21 protein-coding genes are annotated in these 20557 nt (G+C 69.9%); 17 read left to right on the forward strand and 4 right to left on the reverse strand.

The features are described 5' to 3' along the window. Positions 1-29 precede the first annotated feature (29 nt). The 11 genes from ftsZ to ACFWGP_RS03330 all read left to right on the forward strand — a co-directional run bounded on the left by ftsZ (position 30) and on the right by ACFWGP_RS03330 (position 11724). Positions 30-1247, forward strand: coding sequence for a cell division protein FtsZ (ftsZ, locus tag ACFWGP_RS03280; protein ID WP_231431196.1), 1218 nt, complete (start codon positions 30-32; stop codon positions 1245-1247). Between the two features lie 49 nt (positions 1248-1296). Next, on the forward strand, positions 1297-1968 hold the full coding sequence (locus ACFWGP_RS03285) for a YggS family pyridoxal phosphate-dependent enzyme (protein ID WP_231431195.1): 672 nt from the start codon (positions 1297-1299) through the stop codon (positions 1966-1968). A gap of 33 nt (positions 1969-2001) precedes the next feature. Further along, entirely contained in the window at positions 2002-2499 is a 498-nt protein-coding gene (locus tag ACFWGP_RS03290; protein ID WP_231431194.1) for a cell division protein SepF, read from the forward strand. Between the two features lie 6 nt (positions 2500-2505). Next, entirely contained in the window at positions 2506-2820 is a 315-nt protein-coding gene (locus tag ACFWGP_RS03295; protein WP_231431193.1) for a YggT family protein, read from the forward strand. A 116-nt stretch (positions 2821-2936) separates the two neighbouring features. Next, the gene (locus tag ACFWGP_RS03300; protein ID WP_231431192.1) at positions 2937-3608 is read left to right on the forward strand and encodes a DivIVA domain-containing protein; all 672 of its coding nucleotides are present in this window, start codon (positions 2937-2939) and stop codon (positions 3606-3608) included. After that, positions 3598-4242 (forward strand): signal peptidase II, encoded by a 645-nt coding sequence (gene lspA / locus ACFWGP_RS03305; RefSeq protein WP_376930112.1) that lies wholly within the window; start codon positions 3598-3600, stop codon positions 4240-4242. Before ACFWGP_RS03300 ends, lspA begins: the two co-directional genes overlap by 11 nt. After that, the gene (locus ACFWGP_RS03310) at positions 4242-5162 is read left to right on the forward strand and encodes an RluA family pseudouridine synthase (RefSeq protein WP_376930113.1); all 921 of its coding nucleotides are present in this window, start codon (positions 4242-4244) and stop codon (positions 5160-5162) included. Before lspA ends, ACFWGP_RS03310 begins: the two co-directional genes overlap by 1 nt. A gap of 78 nt (positions 5163-5240) precedes the next feature. Further along, positions 5241-8771, forward strand: a complete 3531-nt coding sequence (gene dnaE / locus ACFWGP_RS03315) for a DNA polymerase III subunit alpha (protein WP_374201122.1) — start codon at positions 5241-5243, stop codon at positions 8769-8771. A 47-nt stretch (positions 8772-8818) separates the two neighbouring features. Beyond that, complete coding sequence (gene hisD, locus ACFWGP_RS03320; protein ID WP_376930114.1) at positions 8819-10129, forward strand: histidinol dehydrogenase; 1311 nt, start codon at positions 8819-8821, stop codon at positions 10127-10129. Between the two features lie 31 nt (positions 10130-10160). Beyond that, positions 10161-10634 carry a transcriptional regulator NrdR gene (nrdR, locus tag ACFWGP_RS03325; protein ID WP_231431189.1) on the forward strand — a complete coding sequence of 158 codons (474 nt, stop codon included), beginning with the start codon at positions 10161-10163 and terminating at the stop codon, positions 10632-10634. Positions 10635-10671: 37 nt separating this feature from the next. Next, positions 10672-11724: a quinone-dependent dihydroorotate dehydrogenase gene (locus ACFWGP_RS03330; protein WP_376930115.1), complete on the forward strand. Its 1053-nt coding sequence runs from the start codon at positions 10672-10674 to the stop codon at positions 11722-11724. 34 nt (positions 11725-11758) lie between these two features. Here ACFWGP_RS03330 and ACFWGP_RS03335 read toward each other — a convergent pair whose 3' ends face one another. Beyond that, positions 11759-12817, reverse strand: a complete 1059-nt coding sequence (locus ACFWGP_RS03335; protein ID WP_231431187.1) for an App1 family protein — start codon at positions 12815-12817, stop codon at positions 11759-11761. A gap of 101 nt (positions 12818-12918) precedes the next feature. Between ACFWGP_RS03335 and ACFWGP_RS03340 the strand changes: the two genes are divergently transcribed. The 5 genes from ACFWGP_RS03340 to ACFWGP_RS03360 all read left to right on the forward strand — a co-directional run bounded on the left by ACFWGP_RS03340 (position 12919) and on the right by ACFWGP_RS03360 (position 16835). Next, positions 12919-13581: a TetR family transcriptional regulator gene (locus tag ACFWGP_RS03340; protein ID WP_376930116.1), complete on the forward strand. Its 663-nt coding sequence runs from the start codon at positions 12919-12921 to the stop codon at positions 13579-13581. A gap of 95 nt (positions 13582-13676) precedes the next feature. Continuing rightward, positions 13677-14489: an ABC transporter ATP-binding protein gene (locus tag ACFWGP_RS03345; protein WP_231431185.1), complete on the forward strand. Its 813-nt coding sequence runs from the start codon at positions 13677-13679 to the stop codon at positions 14487-14489. After that, a complete protein-coding gene (locus ACFWGP_RS03350; RefSeq protein WP_231431184.1) occupies positions 14486-15172 on the forward strand; it encodes an ABC transporter permease in 687 nt (228 codons plus the stop codon). The genes ACFWGP_RS03345 and ACFWGP_RS03350 overlap by 4 nt, the downstream gene beginning before the upstream one ends. Then, complete coding sequence (locus ACFWGP_RS03355; protein ID WP_231431183.1) at positions 15169-15912, forward strand: ABC transporter permease; 744 nt, start codon at positions 15169-15171, stop codon at positions 15910-15912. The genes ACFWGP_RS03350 and ACFWGP_RS03355 overlap by 4 nt, the downstream gene beginning before the upstream one ends. Next, entirely contained in the window at positions 15909-16835 is a 927-nt protein-coding gene (locus ACFWGP_RS03360; protein ID WP_231431182.1) for an ABC transporter substrate-binding protein, read from the forward strand. Before ACFWGP_RS03355 ends, ACFWGP_RS03360 begins: the two co-directional genes overlap by 4 nt. Positions 16836-16857: 22 nt before the next feature. Here the strand turns inward: ACFWGP_RS03360 and ACFWGP_RS03365 are convergent, their stop codons facing one another. Genes ACFWGP_RS03365 through ACFWGP_RS03375 form a run of 3 tightly spaced genes read right to left on the reverse strand, consistent with a single transcriptional unit; the run spans position 16858 to position 19032 of the window. Then, on the reverse strand, positions 16858-17646 hold the full coding sequence (locus ACFWGP_RS03365) for a DedA family protein (protein WP_338029110.1): 789 nt from the start codon (positions 17644-17646) through the stop codon (positions 16858-16860). A 34-nt stretch (positions 17647-17680) separates the two neighbouring features. Continuing rightward, the gene (locus ACFWGP_RS03370) at positions 17681-18655 is read right to left on the reverse strand and encodes a M56 family metallopeptidase (protein WP_231431181.1); all 975 of its coding nucleotides are present in this window, start codon (positions 18653-18655) and stop codon (positions 17681-17683) included. 2 nt (positions 18656-18657) lie between these two features. Beyond that, complete coding sequence (locus ACFWGP_RS03375; protein WP_231431180.1) at positions 18658-19032, reverse strand: BlaI/MecI/CopY family transcriptional regulator; 375 nt, start codon at positions 19030-19032, stop codon at positions 18658-18660. 111 nt (positions 19033-19143) lie between these two features. On the opposite strand from ACFWGP_RS03375, the gene ACFWGP_RS03380 reads away from it, so the two are divergent. Next, entirely contained in the window at positions 19144-20556 is a 1413-nt protein-coding gene (locus ACFWGP_RS03380) for a cytochrome ubiquinol oxidase subunit I (protein ID WP_376930117.1), read from the forward strand. Position 20557: the final 1 nt, after the last annotated feature.

Genomic DNA, 20557 nt, shown 5'->3' on the forward strand with positions numbered 1-20557 from the left:
GGGTTCAGAGTTCGCACGGAAGGCCGGACATGTCGACAAACCAGAACTACCTCGCCGTTATCAAGGTGGTCGGTATCGGCGGCGGCGGCGTCAACGCCGTCAACCGCATGATCGAACTCGGCCTGCGCGGAGTCGAATTCATCGCGATCAACACCGACGCACAGGCGCTGCTCATGAGCGACGCCGACGTCAAGCTCGACGTCGGCCGCGACCTGACGCGGGGTCTCGGCGCCGGCGCCGACCCCGAGGTCGGCCGTCGCGCCGCCGAGGACCACGCGGAGGAGATCGAGGAGGCGCTCGCGGGCGCCGACATGGTCTTCGTCACCGCGGGCGAGGGCGGCGGCACCGGCACGGGGGGTGCCCCGGTCGTCGCGCGCATCGCCAAGTCGATCGGCGCGCTCACCATCGGTGTCGTCACGAAGCCCTTCGGCTTCGAAGGCAAGCGGCGCCAGACGCAGGCCGAGCAGGGCGTCGCGCGCCTGAAGGAAGAGGTCGACACCCTCATCGTGGTGCCGAACGACCGTCTGCTCGAGATCAGCGACCGGGGCATCTCGATGCTCGAGGCGTTCTCGACCGCCGACCAGGTGCTCCTCGCCGGTGTGCAGGGCATCACCGACCTGATCACGACGCCCGGCCTCATCAACCTCGACTTCGCCGACGTCAAGTCGGTCATGCAGGGGGCCGGCTCGGCCCTCATGGGCATCGGCTCGTCGAGAGGCGCCGACCGCGCGATCAAGGCCGCCGAACTCGCGGTCGCGAGTCCGCTGCTCGAGGCGTCGATCGACGGGGCGCACGGTGTGCTGCTCTCGATCCAGGGCGGCTCGAACCTCGGCATCTTCGAGATCAACGACGCCGCCCGCCTCGTGCAGGAGGCCGTGCACCCCGAGGCGAACATCATCTTCGGCGCCGTCATCGACGACACCCTCGGCGACGAGGTGCGCGTGACCGTCATCGCCGCCGGCTTCGACGGCGGTGAGCCCAATGCCAAGCCCGTCGAGGCGCGCCGCTCGAACTTCGTGCCGGCGGCGGCCGCGGCGGTCGGCGTGCCGGTCGCGGCCGGCGGGGCGGCCCTCGGCGAGTCGCTGAGCGATGAAGCGGCCGACGTCATCGCGGAGATCGACATCGACGAACTCGTGGAGACCGCCAATTGGGGCGAGGCGTCGACGTCGACCGCCGACCAGATCGTGACCGACCCGGCATTCGACGACGGAGACGACGACCTCGACATCCCCGACTTCCTGAAGTGAGCGGAGCTTCTCGAGTGCGCGCGGCACGGACGGGCCGGGGGCGAGCCTCGTGAGCGGGCTCGGTTTCCGGCTCGCCGCCGTGCAGGCGGCGATCTCGGACGCCGCGGCCGACGCCGGCCGCGAGGCATCCGAGATCACGACCATCGTGGTCACGAAGTTCCAGCCCGCCTCGCTCGTGCGCGATCTCGCGACCCTCGGCGTGCGCGACGTGGGGGAGAACCGCCACCAGGAGGCCCAGGCGAAGGCCGCCGAGCTCGCGGAGCTCGGCCTGCACTGGCACTTCATCGGCCAGCTGCAGAGCAAGAAGGCACGGCAGGTCCGCACCTACGCGTCGGCCATACACTCGATCGACCGGCGTGCGCTCGTCGACGTGCTGCGCTCCGACGAGACCTCCGTCGACTGCTTCGTGCAGGTGAACCTCACGGATGATCCGGGCCGCGGCGGCGTCGCCCCGGCGGAGCTCGAGGCGCTCGTCGAGCACGTGCTCGAGACCCCCGGCCTCGTGCTGCGCGGGTTGATGGCGGTGGCGCCGCTCGACGAGCCGGCACGGCCCGCCTTCGCCCGCGTCCGCGAGCTCTCCGAGCGCGTCGTGCGCCTCGCGCCCGACGCGACCGACCTGTCCATGGGGATGAGCCACGATTTCCGCGACGCGATCTTGGAGGGTGCGACACACCTCCGGATCGGAACGGCAATCACCGGGAACCGGCCGACCGCCGGTTAGCCTCGAAGAGACGGAACACAGACGGAGGCATCGATGTCGAACCCGCTCAAGAAGACCATGGTCTACCTCGGACTCGCCGATGAGGAGCTCGAGGAGGAGGCGCCGCACGCCGCCGCCTCGCCGGGCCCCGCAGCGGCGGCTCCCGCCCCGGTCGTCCACGCGGCGCCCGCACCGGCGCCGAAGATCGGGGCTGCAGTCACGCCGCTCCGTAAGCACCACGTACAGCCGAGCACCCCGCAGGTGGAGATGAACGAGATCCTGACCGTGCACCCGCGCCAGTACCGTGACGCGCAGGTGATCGCCGAGTCCTTCCGCGAGGGAGTCCCCGTGATCATCAACCTCTCGCAGATGTCCGACGGCGACGCCCGTCGGCTCATCGACTTCGCCAGCGGCCTCTCGCAGGGTCTCTACGGCAAGATCGAGCGCGTCACGAGCAAGGTGTTCCTGCTGTCGCCGTCGCACGTCGTCGTCTCGGGCGAGAGCGGCGACGCCGAGGGCGACGTCGACGCGTCGTTCTTCACGCACGCGTAGCCGTCGGTGGGCGCGCTCTCGATCGTCTGGAACGTCCTCTACGCACTGCTGCTCATCTACTTCTTCGTGATGTGGGGGCGGTTCGTGCTCGATCTCGTGCGGACGTTCAACCGCTCCTGGCGGCCACGCGGGTTCTGGCTCGTGGTGGTTGAGGCCGTGTATTCCGTCACCGATCCGCCGGTCAGGTTCTTCCGCCGGGTCATCCCGCCGATCCGCATCGGCCAGGTCGCACTCGATCTCGGGTGGAGCCTGGCCATGCTGGTCGTCATCGTCGCCATGACCGTCGTGTCGTGGCTGGCCGCGGCGTCCGCCGTCGGCTGAGCATCTCCTGCGAGCGTGACCGGTGAAGTCGAACGCGGCTCACGACTCGCAGTCGGTGTTTGCTACCGTTAGCAGAACGTGATCGAACCGTTCGACAGATTTGAGGGTGGGAAGCCATGGCGCTAACTCCGGAAGATGTGGTCAACAAGCGCTTCCAGGCGACGAAGTTCCGGGAGGGCTACGACCAGGACGAGGTCGACGACTTCCTCGATGAGGTGGTCGTCGAGCTGCGCCGGCTGAACCAGGAGAACGACGAGCTTCGCCAGCGCGTCGCCGCCGCCGAGGCTCGCGCCGCCGAGGCCGCGAGTGCCCCGGCCCCGGCCGCTCCCGCGCCCGCCGCCGTCTACACGGAGCCCGCCGCACCGCCGCCCACGGTCGCCGTGCCGACGCAGCCGGCAGCGCCGCAGTCCGAGCTCGACGAGCAGACGTCGACGACGAACCTGCTCCAGCTCGCCCGCCGCCTCCACGAGGAGCACGTGCGCGAGGGCATCGAGAAGCGTGATGCGCTCATCGCCGAGGGTCACGCGACCGCGGCGCGCGTCGTCGCCGAGGCCGAAGCCAAGCAGCGTCAGCAGATGGGCATCCTCGACCAGGAGCGCGTGGCGCTCGAGAAGCGCGTCGACGAGCTGCGCACGTTCGAACGCGACTACCGCGCCAAGCTGAAGAGCTACATCGAGGGTCAGCTGCGCGAGCTCGACACCGCCGCCCCGGTGCAGGTGTCGGGCAACCAGGGCTTCTCGGCCCCCGCCGAGCAGCCTGCTCCGACCTTCCAGGGCTTTGGCGGCTGAGCGGGCCGCGAAGGTCGGCACCACCACCGCCCTGCTGGTCCTGGCCGGCGCCGCACTCGCGGCGTACGGCCTCGACCAGCTGAGCAAGTTCCTCGTCGTCTCGAACCTCACCGAAGGCGAGGTCGTGCCGGTGCTGGGCTCCGTGCTCCAGTGGCAGTTCGTGCGGAACCCCGGCGCGGCGTTCTCGCTCGCGAGCGGCATGACCTGGATCTTCACGATCCTCGCCGCGACCGTCATCACGTTCATCATCTGGTTCTCCCGCCGTATCCGCTCCGTCGCGTGGGCGCTCGTGTTCGGGCTCCTGCTCGGCGGGGTGCTCGGCAACCTGACCGACCGGCTCTTCCGAGAGCCGAGCTTCGGGCTCGGGCACGTGATCGACTTCATCTCGACGCCATGGCTGCTGCCGGCGATCTACAACGTCGCCGACATGGCGATCGTGTCGAGCATGGTGCTGTTCATGATCCTCACCATCCGCGGTGTCGGGCTCGACGGCACGCGCGAGACGCGCGCGCCGAAGACCGACCGGGCTGATGCCTCCGCAACGACCGCGCTCGACGGCGACGCTCCGTCGGGCGAGACGACGGCCGCGGGCGACGCCGACGGGCCGCGTGCGGCCGCCGTCGCCGAGGCCTGATGGAACATCGCTCGCTGCCCGTGCCCGACGGGCTCGACGCCACGAGGGTCGACGCCGGCCTCGCGAAGCTGCTCGGCTTCTCCCGCACGCTGGCGGCGGAGATCGCGGAGTCCGGCGGCGTGCTCCTCGACGGCGTCGTCGTCGGCAAGTCCGATCGCCTGCGCGCCGGCAGCTGGCTCGAGGTGAGGTGGGAGCCGCCGCGCACCCTCGCCGTCGAACCGATCGCGGTTCCCGAGCTCGGCATCGTGCACGACGACGACGATCTCGTCGTCGTCGACAAGCCGGCGGGCGTCGCCGCGCACCCCTCGCTCGGCTGGAACGGCCCGACGGTCGTCGGCGCGCTGGCCGCGGCCGGGTTCCGCATCTCGACGTCGGGCGCGCCCGAACGACAGGGTGTGGTGCACCGCCTCGATGCCGGGACGAGCGGCCTCATGGTGGTGGCGAAGTCCGAGCGTGCCTACACGGAGCTCAAGCGGCAGTTCCACGACCGCGAGGTCGAGAAGATCTACCACACGGTCGTGCAGGGGCACCCCGACCCGCTCGCCGGCACGATCGACGCGCCGGTCGGGCGCCACCCGCGGTCGGAGTGGAAGTTCGCCGTGACCGCCGACGGCAAGCACGCCGTCACGCACTACGAGACGATCGAGGCGTTCCCGTACGCGTCGCTCCTCGAGGTGCACCTCGAGACCGGCCGAACGCACCAGATCCGCGTGCACATGGCGGCGCAGCGCCACCCCTGCGCGGGCGACGCGATGTACGGTGCCGACCCGACGCTCTCGGCACGTCTCGGACTCACGCGGCAGTGGCTGCACGCGCACGAGCTCTCGCTCACGCACCCGGGCACGGGGGAGTGGACGACGTTTTCCTCCGCCTACCCGGCCGACCTCGCGCACGCGCTCGACGTGCTCCGCGGCGACTGACCTCCGACCCGCGAACGACACGCCGACGAGCGTCACCGGGTCGCCGTACACTCGAAGCACCGACCCAGATCCACCCCGATGAGGAGCCCCGTGGCCGCCGATTCATTCGTCCATCTGCACGTGCATTCCGAGTACTCGATGCTCGACGGCGCAGCTCGAGTGGGTGAGCTGATCAAGGCGGCCCAGGGGTACGAGATGCCGGCGGTGGCGGTCACCGACCACGGCAACGTGTTCGGCGCCTACGACTTCTGGAAGCAGGCGACCGACGCCGGCATCAAGCCGATCATCGGCACCGAGGCGTACCTGACGCCCGGCACCCATCGCAGCGACAAGACCCGCATCCGTTGGGGCAACGGCGGCGGCGACGACGTCTCCGGCTCGGGCGCCTACACGCACATGACCCTCCTGTCGGAGACGACCGAGGGCATGCACAACCTCTTCCGCCTCTCGAGCCGCGCGTCGATCGAGGGGTACTACTTCAAGCCGCGCATGGACCGCGAGCTCCTGCAGACCTACTCGAAGGGGCTCATCGCGACGACCGGCTGCCCCTCCGGCGAGGTGCAGACGCGCCTCAGGCTCGGACAGTACGACGAGGCGGTCAAGGCGGCGGCCGAGTTCCGCGACATCTTCGGGGCCGACAACTTCTTCTGCGAGATCATGGACCACGGCCTCGGCATCGAGAAGCGCATCATGACCGACCTGCTGCGCCTCGCGAAAGACCTGGGCCTGCCGCTCGTCGCGACGAACGACCTCCATTACACGCATGCGCACGACGCCAAGAGCCACGCGGCGCTGCTGTGCGTGCAGTCGGGCTCGACGCTCGACGACCCCAACCGGTTCAAGTTCGACGCCGACGACTTCTACCTGAAGACCGCGGCCGAGATGCGACAGATCTTCCGCGACCACCCCGAGGCGTGCGACAACACGCTCGCGATCGCCGAGCGCTGCGACGTGCAGTTCAACACGAGCGCGAACTACATGCCGCGATTCCCGGTGCCCGAGGGCGAGAACGAAGAGAGCTGGTTCGTGAAGGAGGTCGAGAAGGGCCTCCACCTCCGGTACCCGAACGGCATCCCGGCCGACGTGCGCAAGCAGGCCGACTACGAGGTCGGCGTGATCAGCCAGATGGGTTTCCCGGGCTACTTCCTCGTCGTCGCCGACTTCATCAACTGGTCGAAGGAGCACGGCATCCGGGTCGGACCGGGCCGAGGGTCGGGCGCAGGTTCGATGGCGGCCTACGCGATGAAGATCACCGACCTCGACCCGCTGCAGCACGGTCTCATCTTCGAGCGCTTCCTGAACCCCGACCGCGTCTCGATGCCCGACTTCGACGTCGACTTCGACGAGCGTCGTCGCGGCGAGGTCATCAAGTACGTGACCGAGAAGTACGGCGAAGAGCGGGTCGCGCAGATCGTCACGTACGGCACGATCAAGGCGAAGCAGGCGCTGAAGGACTCGGGGCGCGTGCTCGGCTTCCCGTTCTCGATGGGCGAGAAGCTCACGAAGGCGATGCCGCCCGCGGTCATGGGCAAGGACATTCCGCTCACCGGCATCTTCGACAAGAACCACCCGCGCTACAAAGAGGCGGGCGACATCCGCGCGATCGTCGAGACCGACCCCGAGGCCAAGACCGTCTTCGAGACGGCGCTCGGCATCGAGAACCTGAAGCGCCAGTGGGGCGTGCACGCGGCCGGCGTGATCATGTCGAGCGACCCGCTCATCGACATCATCCCGATCATGAAGCGCGAGCAGGACGGGCAGATCGTCACGCAGTTCGACTACCCGGCGTGCGAGTCGCTCGGCCTCATCAAGATGGACTTCCTGGGGCTGCGCAACCTCACGATCATCGACGACGCGCTCGACAACATCGAGGCGAACCGCGGCTTCCGACCGGTGCTCGAAGACCTCGCCCTCGACGACCCTGAGGCCTACGCCCTCCTCTCGCGGGGCGACACGCTCGGGGTGTTCCAGCTCGACGGCGGGCCGATGCGCTCGCTCCTGCGCCTCATGAAGCCCGACAACTTCGAGGACATCTCCGCCGTCATCGCGCTCTACCGCCCGGGCCCCATGGGAGCGAACTCGCACACGAACTACGCGCTGCGCAAGAACGGCCTGCAGGAGATCACGCCGATCCACCCCGAGTTCGCCGAGTCGCTGAAGGACATCCTCGACACGAGCTACGGCCTCATCATCTACCAGGAGCAGGTGATGGCGATCGCCCAGCGGGTCGCCGGGTTCTCGCTCGGCCAGGCCGACATCCTTCGGCGCGCGATGGGCAAGAAGAAGAAGTCCGAGCTCGACAAGCAGTACGAGGGCTTCTCGGCGGGCATGAAGTCGAACGGGTACTCCGATGAGGCGATCGGCAAGCTGTGGGAGATCCTGCTGCCGTTCTCCGACTACGCGTTCAACAAGGCCCACTCGGCGGCGTACGGCGTGCTCAGCTACTGGACGGCGTACCTCAAGGCCCACTTCCCGGCCGAGTACATGGCGGCCCTCCTCACGAGCGTCGGCGACGCCCGCGACAAGCTCGCCCTCTACCTCAACGAGTGCCGCCGCATGGGCATCAAGGTGCTCCCGCCCGACGTGAACGAATCGATCGGATTCTTCGCCGCCGTCGGCGACGACATCCGCTTCGGCCTCGGTGCGGTGCGGAACGTCGGCTTCAACGTCGTCGACGCGATCCGCGGCGCCCGTGAGAAGGAGGGGCGGTTCGAGTCGTTCCACGACTTCCTGAAGAAGGTGCCGATCCCCGTCGCGAACAAGCGCACGGTCGAGTCGCTCGTGAAGGCGGGGGCCTTCGATTCGCTCGGCCACACGCGTCGCTCGCTCGTCGAGATCCACGAGGGCGCCGTCGAGTCGGCCGTGAAGGAGAAGCGCGCCGAGGAGAACGGCGACGTCGGGTTCGACTTCGACAGCCTCTTCGACGAGCACGAGAAGGAGGCCGCGCCCTCGCTGGTCCCCGACCGGCCCGAATGGACGAAGAAGGACAAGCTCGCCTTCGAGCGCGAGATGCTCGGGCTCTACGTGTCCGACCATCCGCTGGCCGGCCTCGAGGTGCCGCTCGCCAAGCACGCCTCGACGACGATCACCGACCTCATGGGATCCGACTCCACGCAGGACGGCGACACGGTCACCGTCGCGGGCCTCGTCACGAGCGTGCAGCACCGTATCGCCAAGGCCTCGGGCAACCAGTACGGCATGATCCAGGTCGAGGACTTCTCGGGCGAGATCACCGTCATGTTCATGGGCAAGGCCTACCAGGAGTTCGCACCGGGCCTGCAGGCCGACACGATCGCCGTGGTGCGGGGCCGGGTCAGCATGCGCGACGACGGCATGAACCTGCACGCCTTCAGCGTCTTCACGCCCGACCTCGGCCAGGGCGAAGAGAGCGGCCCGGTCATGATCTCGCTGCCCGACCAGCGGGCGACGACCGAGACGATCACCGCCCTCGGCGAGGTGCTGAGCCGGCATCGAGGCGATACCGAGGTGCGGCTGAAGCTCGTGCGCGGGCGGTCCGCACGCGTCTTCGAGCTGCCGTACCCGGTGAACGTGAGCGCCGACTTCTACGGCGAGCTCAAGAGCCTGCTCGGCCCGAACTGCCTCGTGTGACGCCGGCCCGCCGGGCGGCGGGCGCCGCTCGGTAGGCTTGAGCCACCATGCTGCGAACGATCGACCTCCGCGCGACCCGCCCATCGACGAGCGAACTGCTCGCGCTCGTGCCCCGGGCGGCGACCGACGTGTCGGCCGCGCTCGAGCCCGCGCGCGCCCTCATCGAGGCCGTCCGAGCGCATGGCGAGTCGGCGCTCCTGGAGCAGGCCGAGCGCTTCGACCGGGTGACTCCGCCGTACGTGCGAGTGCCCGCCGACGAGCTCGCAGCTGCGCGCGACGGCCTCGCGCCCGAGATCCGGGCCGCGGCCGAACGCACGATCGAGCGGGTGCGCGCCGCGAGCTCCGCCCAGGTGCCCGGCGCCCGGCGCACCGAGCTCGGTGCGGGCGCCGTCATCGAGCAGCGCTGGCAACCGGTCGGCAGGGTCGGCCTGTACGTGCCGGGCGGCAAGGCCGTCTACCCTTCGAGCGTCGTCATGAACGTCGTGCCCGCACAGGCGGCCGGCGTCGCATCGATCGCGCTCGCCTCGCCGCCGCAGGCGGAGTTCGGCGGGCGCGTGCACCCGACGATCGCGGGCGTCGCCGCCCTGCTCGGCATCACCGAGGTCTACGCGATGGGCGGCGCCGGCGCGATCGGTGCCTTCGCGTACGGCGTGCCCGCCCTCGGGCTCGAGCCGGTGCAGCTCGTCACCGGGCCCGGCAACGTCTACGTCGCGGCGGCCAAACGGGTCGTCCACGGGGTCACCGGCATCGACGCGGAAGCGGGACCGACCGACATCCTCGTCATCGCCGATGATGCGGCTGACGCCGATTTCGTGGCCGCCGACCTCATCAGCCAGGCGGAGCACGACGAGCTCGCCGCTGCGGTGCTCGTGACCGATTCGCCCGCGTTCGCCGAGCGGGTGCTCGACCGGCTCGCGGCGCGATCGGCCGCGACGAAGCACGGCGACCGTGTGCACCAGTCGCTCACCGGCGCGCAGTCGGCGCTCGTCCTCGTCGACGACCTCGAGCAGGCGGCGGCGTTCGCGAACGCCTTCGGGCCCGAGCACCTCGAGATCCAGGTCCGCGACGCCGACGCCGTGCTCGCCTGCATCGAGAACGCGGGTGCGATCTTCATCGGCCCCTACTCGCCGGTGAGCCTCGGCGACTACGCAGCCGGATCCAACCACGTGCTGCCGACCGGCGGTCAGGCCCGTTTCGCGGCGGGATTGTCGGCCGCGACCTTCCTGCGTCCGCAGCAGGTCGTGCGCTACGACGAGGCCGCGCTGCGCGAGGTCGCCCCGGTGATCGCCGCCCTCTCGACCGAGGAGGACCTGCCTGCTCACGGCGAGGCCGTGGCGGCGCGCTTCGACGCGGAGTGAGGCGCCCGCGCGCCGCTAGGCTGGGGTCACCATGTACTGTCCCTTCTGCCGCCACCCCGATTCGCGCGTCATCGACTCCCGCACGAGCGACGACGGACTGTCGATCCGCCGCCGCAGGCAGTGCCCCGAGTGCGGGCGTCGGTTCTCGACGACCGAGACGGCGAGCCTCGTCGTCATGAAGCGCTCGGGTGTCGTCGAGCCGTTCAGCCGCGAGAAGGTCGTGCTCGGCGTCAAGAAGGCGTGCCAGGGTCGCCCGGTGACCGATTCCGACCTCGCGGTGCTCGCGCAGAAGGTCGAGGAGACGATCCGTTCGACCGGTGCGTCGCAGATCGAGGCGAACGACATCGGCCTCGCCATCCTTCCGCCGCTCCGCGAGCTCGACGAGGTGGCGTACCTGCGCTTCGCGAGCGTCTACCAGGCGTTCGAGTCGCTCGACGACTTCGAGGCGGCGATCGAGCAGTTGCGCGAGGAGCACGGCCGGTTGCCCGCCCGGCCGGTCGAGTGACGTCGCCGTGCCTCGCGACGGGTACCCTGAATCCGGCATGTATCGACTCCTCTTCTCCCTCTTCCTCACGAAGCTCGACCCCGAAGACGCGCACCACCTCGCGTTCAGCGTGATCCGGGGCCTGCCGACGCTCGGCCTCGGACGCCTCGTCGAGCGGTTCACCGCCCCCGACCCGTCACTCGCGGTCGAGACGCTCGGGCTCCGATTCCAGTCGCCGTTCGGCGTGGCCGCGGGTTTCGACAAGGACGCTCGCGCGGTCATCGGTCTCGGCCAGCTCGGCTTCGGGCATGTCGAGGTCGGCACGATCACGGCGATCGCGCAACCGGGCAACGAGCGGCCGCGCCTCTTCCGGCTGGTGAAGGACCGGGCGCTCATCAACCGCATGGGGTTCAACAACGGCGGGGCGGATGCTGCGGCCGGTCGCCTCTCGCGGCTGTCGCGCCGCTCGCACCGGCCCGTGCTCGGTGTCAACATCGGCAAGAGCCGGGTGACCGCCGTCGAGGACGCCGTGGGCGACTACGTGCGCAGCGCGAAGCTGCTCGCCCCGTACGCCGACTACCTCGTGGTCAACGTGAGCTCTCCGAACACACCCGGCCTCCGTGGGCTGCAGGAGCTCGACGCCCTCGCACCGCTCCTCGAGACCGTGCGCGAGGCCGCGGGAACCACCCCGCTCCTCGTGAAGATCGCGCCCGACCTCGCCGACTCGGAGGTGGAGCGCATCTGCGAGCTCGTCGTGCGGCTCGGCCTCGACGGCATCATCGCCACGAACACGACGATCTCCCGCGAGGGGCTCACGACCGAGGCATCCGCGATCGAAGCCATCGGTGCCGGCGGTCTGTCGGGTGCCCCGCTCGCCGCCCGCTCGCTCGAGGTGCTGCGCGTCGTGCGCCGCAGCGTGCCCGACGACCTGTGCGTGATCTCGGTCGGCGGCGTCGAGACGGCCGCCGATGTGCAGGACCGGCTCGACGCAGGTGCGACGCTCGTGCAGGGGTACTCGGCCTTCATCTACCGCGGGCCCTTGTGGGCGCGGCAGGTCAACCGCGGACTCGCGTCGTTCCGGCGGTCTCGCGACCGGGCGGTCGCCCGCTAGCGCTCCGACCAGGTGTGCGCGACGAGCGGAGCGCTCAGACGACGCCGACCTCGGCGAGCCGATCGGCGATCGTCGAGCCGTCGCTCGCCGAGACCCAGGGCACGTCGGTGCCGTGCTCCTCGGCCTTGGTGCGTCCGCCGGCGAGCACGGCCTCACCGGTCGAGAGCCGGCGGATCGCGATCGCGGCGACGCGATCGGGATGCTCGGCGGCGAAGCGGGCGTAGAGCTCCTCGTCGTGCTGGCCGTCGTCGCCGATGAGCAGCCAGCGCACGTTCGGGAACTCCTCGGCGAGGCGACGGAGATTCTCGGCCTTGTGCTCGCGGCCGCTGCGGAACCAGCGATCGTGAGTCGGGCCCCAGTCGGTCAGGAGCAGCGGGCCGGCGGGGAACAGGTTGCGCGAGAGGAAGCGCGTGAGGGTGGGTGCGACGTTCCACGCGCCCGTCGACAGGTAGATGACGGGGGAGCCGGGGTGCGAGCGGGCGAGCCGCTCGAACAGGACGGCCATGCCGGGCGTAGGGATGCGTGCGTGCTCGTCGAGCACGAACGTGTTCCAAGCGGCGACGAGCGGGCGGGGGAGCGCCGTCACCATGACGGTGTCGTCGACATCGGAGATGATACCGAAGTCGACGTCGGGACCGACGATGCGGATCGGCGCCTCGACGGGCTCGGCGCCCTCGGTGCTGAGGGTGGCGCGGTGCCAGCCGGGCGCGAGCGACGCCGGCACGGTCGTGTCGACGACGCCGCCGCGGTCGGCGAGCACCTCGATGCGCTGGCCGCCGACGTCGATGACGACCGGAACGTCGCCGACCGGCACGCTCGTGAAGCTGCGCCAGCCCCGGATGCCCTGTTCGCCGCGCTTGCGGCGGCGCTTCGAGCGTTCGTCGGCGGCCACCGGCTTCGACAGCAGCACGCGGCAGAACACGCGCACCCATTCGGTCGAGCCGTATCCCGTGTACGGCACGACGGTCGGCACATGCCCGCGACGACGGGCGCCGCGGGAGCGCACGTCGTGGAACCAGTCCTCGATGCGCGCGGCGCGATGCCGGACCTGGCGCTCTCGAGAACCGTGCGGGGTGGGGGAGCTCGCCGGCATCCACTCAGTCTGTCATGCACGGGGGACACGTCGCGAAACGGCGGGTGCACGCCCGGGCGTTCGACGCCCGGTAGAGTGGTGCGAGCAACTGAGGAGGTTCCGTGCCGAACATCGACCTGATCCTCGGGGCCGATCCGAGCCGGAGGCGCTCGGTCCGCACCGAGCCGACGCAGCGTCGGTCCAGCCAGCGCCTCGACGCGCTGCTCGATGCTGCCGCCGAGATCGTCGACGAATCGGGGTTCGAGCGCCTGACGACCCAGATGGTCGCCGAGCGCGCAGGCGCCTCGATCGGCACGGTGTACCGCTACTTCCCCGACCGCGTCGCCGTGCTCTACGCGCTGCGCGAGCGCTCGGTGCACCGGTTCCGCGAGCGGGTCGCCGACGAGATGGCGCGCACGACGCTCGAGTCGTGGTGGACGGTCGTCGACGTCGCGCTCGACGTCAGCGCCAAGATGTACGCCGGCGAGCCCGGGTTCAGCGTCGTGCACGCCGCGCAGCGCGAGCTCGCCGAAGGCGATGTCGAGCCCGAGTTCGCGCACCGCATGGCCCGGCTCATCGAGGCCGAGTTCGGCGGCGAGGGCGACCAGGCGGAGCTGCGGTTCCGCCTCGGGGTGGCGATGGAGATCGGCGACGCCCTCATCAGCCGTGCGTACGAGCGATCGGTCGACGGCGACGAGCGGTACCTCGCCGAGGCGAAGCGTCTCGTGCACGACTACCTCGCCGAGCACCTCGGACGGGCCCTCTCCGCGTCCACAGCCGCCTGACGACTCGCGGGGCGCCCCGTTGCGCTCCGGGCGCGATCGGTGTTTGGCTTGAAGCTGCACATGGCAGCGAACGCCGACGACGGGATTGAGCCAGCATGATCGAGTTCCGCGGCGTGTCCAAGCGCTTCCCCGACGGCACGCTCGCCGTCTCGGACGTCGACATCGTCATTCCGCCGCGCAAGACGACGGTGCTGGTCGGCTCGTCGGGGTCGGGCAAGACCACGCTCCTGCGCATGATCAACCGCATGGTCGACCCGACCGGCGGCCAGGTGCTCATCGACGGCACGGATGTCGCGACCGTCGATCCGGTCGTGCTGCGACGCGGCATCGGCTACGTCATGCAGAACTCCGGGCTGCTGCCGCATCGCAAGGTGATCGACAACGTGGCGACCGTGCCGCTCCTCCGCGGCGTCCGCAAGCGCGAGGCGCACGCGCGGGCGCTCGAACTGCTCGACACCGTCGGCCTCGACCGTTCGCTCGCCGACAAGTACCCGAGCCAGCTCTCGGGCGGTCAGCAGCAGCGCGTCGGCGTCGCCCGCGGGCTCGCGGTCGACCCGAACATCCTCCTCATGGACGAACCGTTCGGAGCGGTCGACCCGATCGTCCGTTCGGAGCTGCAGCAGGAACTGCTCCGCCTGCAGGGCGAACTGGGCAAGACGGTCGTGTTCGTCACCCACGACATCGACGAGGCCTTCCTCCTCGGCGACCAGGTCGTGATCATGCAGCAGGGCGGACACATCTCGCAGGCCGCGTCACCCGCGGAGATCCTCGCGAACCCGGCCGACGACTTCGTCGCCGACTTCGTCGGGGCGAACCGGGGCAAGCGCGTGCTGCACGTGACCGAGGTCGACGGTCGGCGCGTGGTCGTCGACGACGACGGGCGTGCGGCGGGAGTGCTCGCCTCGTGAAGTGGCTCTGGTCGAACCTCGACCTGGTCGGCGAGCTCACCCTCGTGCACCTGGCATTGTCGGTGCCCGCGATCATACTGAGCTTCGTGATCTCCGTTCCGATCGGCTGGGTCGCGCACCGGTACCGGTGGTCGCGCGGCGTGCTGCTGTCGCTGTGCGGCCTGCTGTACGCGATCCCGTCGCTCGCGCTGCTCATCGCGCTGCCGATCTTCACCGGGCAGCGCACGACCTCGCCGATCAACCTCGTCGTCGCGCTGACCCTCTACGGCATCGCCGTGATCGTTCGCACCGCGGCCGACGCCTTCGATGCCGTCGAGCCAGACGTCCGCCAGTCCGCCACCGCGATCGGGTACGCGTCGTTCAGCCGGTTCTGGGGCGTCGAACTCCCGCTCGCGGGTCCCGTGCTGCTCTCCGGCATCCGGGTCGTCATCGTGAGCACGGTGAGCCTCGCGACGATCGGCGCCGTCACCGGCGTGCAGAGCCTCGGCAGTCTGTTCACCGACGGTCTGCAACGCGGGATCCAGGCCGAGATCATCACCGGCATCGTCGTCACGATGGCTCTCGCCATCGGGCTCGACTGGGCGAGTGTGGCCATCGGGCGCCTGGTCATGCCCTGGTGGCGGCCGAGCCGGGCGCAACGACGCCGCAGCCTCGAGCGGGTCGAGCAGGTGGACGCCTCGTGAACCTCCTGCTCGAAGCGGTTGCCTGGATCCTCGACCCCGCCCACTGGACGGGCCCCGGGAGCATTCCCGAGCGGATCGCGCAGCACCTCGTGATCTCGGCGATCGTGCTCGTCATCGCGGCACTCATCGCGCTTCCGCTCGGCGGGCTCGTGGGGCACACCGGTCGCGGCCGCGAACTCGCCGTGATGGTCTCCGGCGGCCTGCGCGCGTTGCCGACGCTCGGTCTGCTGACGCTCGTCGGGCTGTGGCTCGGCATCGGGCTCTCCGCTCCGATCATCGCGCTCGTCGTGCTGGCGCTGCCGCCATTGCTCGCCGGGGCCTACTCGGGTTTCGAGAGCGTCGATCGCCGAACCGTCGATGCCGCACGCGCGATGGGCATGCGCGAGCGCCAGGTCGTGAGCAAGGTCGAGGTGCCGCTCGGCATGCCGATCATCGTCGGCGGCGTCCGATCGGCCACGCTGCAGATCGTCGCGACGGCGACGCTCGCCGCATACATCGCGAACTTCGGGCTCGGCCGCTTCATCTTCGAGGGTCTCAAGACGCGCGACTACGCCGAGATGCTCGGCGGCTCGATCCTCGTCATCCTCCTCGCACTCGTCGTCGACGGGTGCTTCGCCATCATCCAGCGGGTCGTCGTACCCGCCGGCGTGCGGGCCGCCCGCACGCGCGAACCTCGCTCACGACCGACCCGGTCGCGAGCGACCGTGGGGCAACCCATCCAGGAAGGGAACCAGTCATGATCACAGCAGGAAAAGGCCGGCTCGTCGCACTCGCGGCGGTCGCGGTCGGGGCGACAGTGGCCCTGGCAGGGTGTGCATCGAGCGATCCGCTCGACAGCGGATCGGGCGAGACCGACGGCGGCGGCGAGACGCTCGTCGTCGGGTCGCAGGACTACTACTCGAACGAGATCATCGCCGAGCTCTACGCTCAGGCGCTCGAAGCCAACGGGTTCACCGTCGAGCTGCAGCCGCGCATCGGCCAGCGCGAGGTCTACATGCCCGAGATCGAGAGCGGGAGCATCGACGTCTTCCCCGAGTACACGGGCAACCTGCTCCAGTACTACGTCCCCGACACCACGGCGACGACGGCCGACGACGTGTACGCCGAGCTCGAGACCTCGCTGCCCGAAGGGCTGCGCGTCCTCGACCAGTCGCCCGCGACCGACCAGGACTCGTACAACGTGACCAAGGAGTTCTCCGAGCAGAACGACGTCACGAGCCTCGCCGACCTCGCGAAGGTGACCACGCCGCTGACGCTCGGCGGCAACTCGGAGCTCGCGACCCGGCCGTACGGGCCGGAGGGGCTGAAGTCGGTCTACGGCGTCGACGTCGCGTTCACGCCGATCGAGGACTCGGGCGGGCCGCTGACGCTGAAGGCCCTGCAGGACGGCGACGTGCAGCTCGTCAACATCTTCAGTGCGAACCCCGCGATCGCGACGAGCGATCTCGTGACCCTCGAAGACCCCGAGGGCCTGTTCCTCGCGTCGAACGTCGTGCCCGTCGTCAGCGAGAAGGTCGACGACAAGGCCGCCGAGGTCATCAACACGGTGAGCGCGGCACTGACTGCCGACGAGCTCGTCGCCCTCAACGCGAAGAGCGTCGACGACCAGGAGTCGGCCGAGCAGATCGCGAGCGACTGGCTCGCCGAGCAGTCGCTCTTCTGAGTACCGGCGGCTGCGACCGCCGTCAGCGGTCGGAGCCGAGACGCGAGGGGCCGGGTGTCGAGGCATCCGGCCCCTCGCCGTCGGCACGGTCGTCGTGCGTCCGGCGGTCAGGGGCGAACGCGGTCGGAGCCACCGGCGCGGTGTCGAGTGCCCCGGAGTCGTCGGACGCCTCCGCCGCCTCCATGTGCTTCGCCTCCGAGCGGACGATGAGCTTCTTCGCGAGCCACACGAGCGCCAGGAAGACGACGATGACGCCGACGAAGAGGTAGCCCGCCCAGTGCAGCTGGCGGCTCAGTTCCCGGTAGCTGCCGGCGGCGAGCCATCCGACGGTGACATAGGCGAACGCCCACAGGACGCACGCCGGAAGCGTCCATGCGATGAAGCGGCGGTAGCGCATCGTGCTCATGCCCACGGTCAGCGGGATGAGCGAGTGCAGGATCGGCAGGAACCGCGAGATGAAGATCGCCGGCCCGCCTCGACGGTCGAGGTAGCGCTGTGCGCGATGCCAGTGGTCCTCGCCGATGCGCCGGCCGAGGCGCGAGTGCAGCAGGTGCGGGCCGAACCAGTGGCCGATGCCGAAGCCGATGCTCTCGCCGATGAGTGCGCCGATGATCACGGCGAACGCGAGCGCGAAGTACTGCGCGAGGTCCTCGACCCCCGTCGCGGCGACGAGCACGATGGTGTCGCCGGGCACCACCAGGCCGATCAGCACGCTCGTCTCGAGCATGATCCCGACTCCCGCGAGGAGCGTCCTGACGACGGGGTCGACCGATTGCACGGTGTTCAGGATCCAGTCGAGGATCTCGTTCATCGTTCGAGCGTATCGATCGCGGCGTGCGCGCGCGTCAGACCGGCGTCGTATTCGTCAGGACGAGGGCGTACGCCAGTAGGGGGATCGCGACGAGCGCGATCGAGGCCGCGACCACGAGCGGCCGTGAGGGTGCGGGCACTGCACGACGGGGTGCGGGGCCGCCGCGACCGTCGCGGGCCGGGGTCGTGCCGTCGAGCCTCGCGAGACGCGCCTCGAGCATGTCGGCGTCGGCGATGACGCCGTCGTCGCCGAGCCCGGCCGGGCCCGCGTCGGCGCCGACGACGAGCATGGCGCCGCGCAGCGCGTCGTCGCCGGCGACGCGGCGTGCCCGGTCATCGGCGAGCATCTCCGCGAGGAGGATCACGGCGCGCTCCGAGCGGTTCGCGATCGGGAACCACGGCAGTGCGCTGTGCCAGGCGCGGAAGGCGAGCAGCACGAGGTGATGGAGCTGGTCGAGGTGGGCGCGCTCGTGAGCGATCACCGCGGCGAGCTCGGCCGGGCTCAGCGCGTCGACGAGACCGTCGGTCAGCACGGTCGCCGTGCGGATGCCGGGCACGCAGTAGGCGAGCGGGGTCGGGTGCGCGAGCACGCGGGTGCTGGGTTGGCCCGGCATCGGGTCGCCGAGCAGGGCGATGAGCTGGTGCTGGCGCCGTCGCTCGCGTTCGGCGCGAACAGCGGTGAGGGCGAGGTTCAGCGCGAGGTGCAGGGCGAGACCGGCGGCGAGCGTGATGGCGGCGAGCTCGAGCACGTCGAACTCCGGCGGGATCGGGCCGGTGAGGAGCACGGGTACGAGGGCGTTCCAGGCGCCGACGAGCGAGCCGGCGGGCGCCGCGCCGTAGACGAGGAGGCAGCCGATCATCGAGAGTCCGCCGGCGATCGCGATCGACTGCCAGAGCACGAGGGCGGCAGCCGGCGATCGCGACGGCCAGGCGGCGCGCGAGAGCGCGACCGGGATCGGCCAGGCCAGCGCGAAGGCGAGCACGCCGAGCACCGCGGCGACGGCGAGCATCGTCAGTGGTGCGCGAGCTCGTCGAGGAGCCGGCGGAGCGTCGCGGCCTCGCCGTCGCTCACCGTGCCGACGAAGCGGGCGAGGGCGGCGTCACGGTCGCTCGCGCGGTCGAGCACCTCGTGCATGAGCTCCGCCGTGTGCTCTTCTCGGGAGAGCAGCGCCTGGTAGTGGTGCGGACGGCGCTCGCGCGTGCGGCTCACGAAGCCCTTGCGCTCGAGCCGCGAGAGCACCGTCAGCACGGTCGTGGTCGCCACCGTGCGGCCGGAATCGCCGCCGCGCACGGCCAGCGCGTCGCGCAGCTCATTCGCCGTGAGCGCGACGTCGCTCGACCAGAGCACCTCCATCACGGAGCGCTCGAGATCTCCGAGACTCGCCATGCATCCAGAGTACCGCCGTCGGCGGGATTGTTCTACGCTGTGTAGAAGCAAAGTTTTACGCTTTGTAGAAGAATCTCACCGAGATGTTCGGACTCCGCGAAAGGGGTATCCGTGAACGAGCTGCTCGATCCGTTGCTGCTCGCCCGATGGCAGTTCGGGTTGACCACCGTCTATCACTTCCTGTTCGTACCGATCACGATCGGTCTCGCGACGACGGTCGCGATCTTCCAGACCGCGTGGTACCGCACGGGCAAGACCCAGTACCTGCAGGTGACCCGGTTCTTCGGGTCGATCTTCCTCATCAACTTCGCCATGGGCGTCGTGACGGGCATCGTGCAGGAGTTCCAGTTCGGCATGAACTGGTCGGAGTACTCGCGGTTCGTCGGCGACGTCTTCGGCGCACCGCTCGCCCTCGAGGGCCTGCTCGCGTTCTTCTTCGAGGCGACGTTCATCGGCCTCTGGATCTTCGGCTGGGACAAACTGCCCCGCGGCATCCACCTCGCCACCATCTGGTGCACCGCGGTCGGCACGATCGTCTCGGCCTACTTCATCATCGCCGCGAACGCCTTCATGCAGAACCCGGTCGGGTACGAGATGAACGCCGAGAAGGGTCGCGCGGAACTCGTCGACATCTGGGCGCTCCTGACGAACCCCGTCGCCCTCGCCGCGTTCCCGCACACGATCGCCGCGAGCTTCATGGTCGCGGCCGGCCTCATCATCAGCGCGAGCGCGTGGCACCTCGCGCGCAACCAGCACCTCGACTCGATGCGCCCGGCCCTGAAGTTCGGCCTGTGGCTCATGGTCGGCTCGGGGATCCTGACGACCCTCTTCGGCGACCAGCTGAGCCTCGCGATGGTCGCGACCCAGCCGATGAAGATGGCGGCCGCCGAAGCCACCTACGACACGGTCTGCGGGGCCGACGCGTCGTTCTCGCTGTTCACGCTCGGCACCCCCGACGGCACGACCGAGCTCTTCTCGATCCGGGTGCCCTACCTGCTCTCTCTGCTGTCGACGCACACGTTCGACGGTTGCGTCGAAGGCATCAACGATCTGCAGGCCGACTACCAAGCCCTCTACGGCCCCGGCGACTACGCGCCGATCATCTGGGTCACGTACTGGGCGTTCCGATGGATGATCGGCCTCGGCATGCTGCACGTGCTCGTCGCGGTCGTCGGCCTGTGGCTCACCCGCAAGGGCCGGATGCCTCGGCAGAAGTGGGTCTGGAAGATCGCGATCTGGAGCTTCCCGCTCTCGCTCGCCGCGATGATCGTCGGCTGGATCTTCACCGAGATGGGTCGCCAACCCTGGATCGTGTTCAGCCTGCTGCCGACCGAGTCGGCGGTCTCGCCGAACGTCACCGGGCTCGACGTCCTCATCTCGCTCGTCGCGTTCACGCTCATCTACGGCGCGCTCGCGGTCGTCGAGGTGCGGCTCGTGATCCGCGCCATCAAGCAGGGGCCGCCCGAGATCGGCGAGCCCGACCCCGAATCGGGCCGCGTCGAGCCCGCCGCAACGGTCTACTGAG

Source organism: Agromyces sp. NPDC127015 (genome assembly GCF_042725165.1).
Lineage (GTDB): Bacteria > Actinomycetota > Actinomycetes > Actinomycetales > Microbacteriaceae > Agromyces > Agromyces chromiiresistens.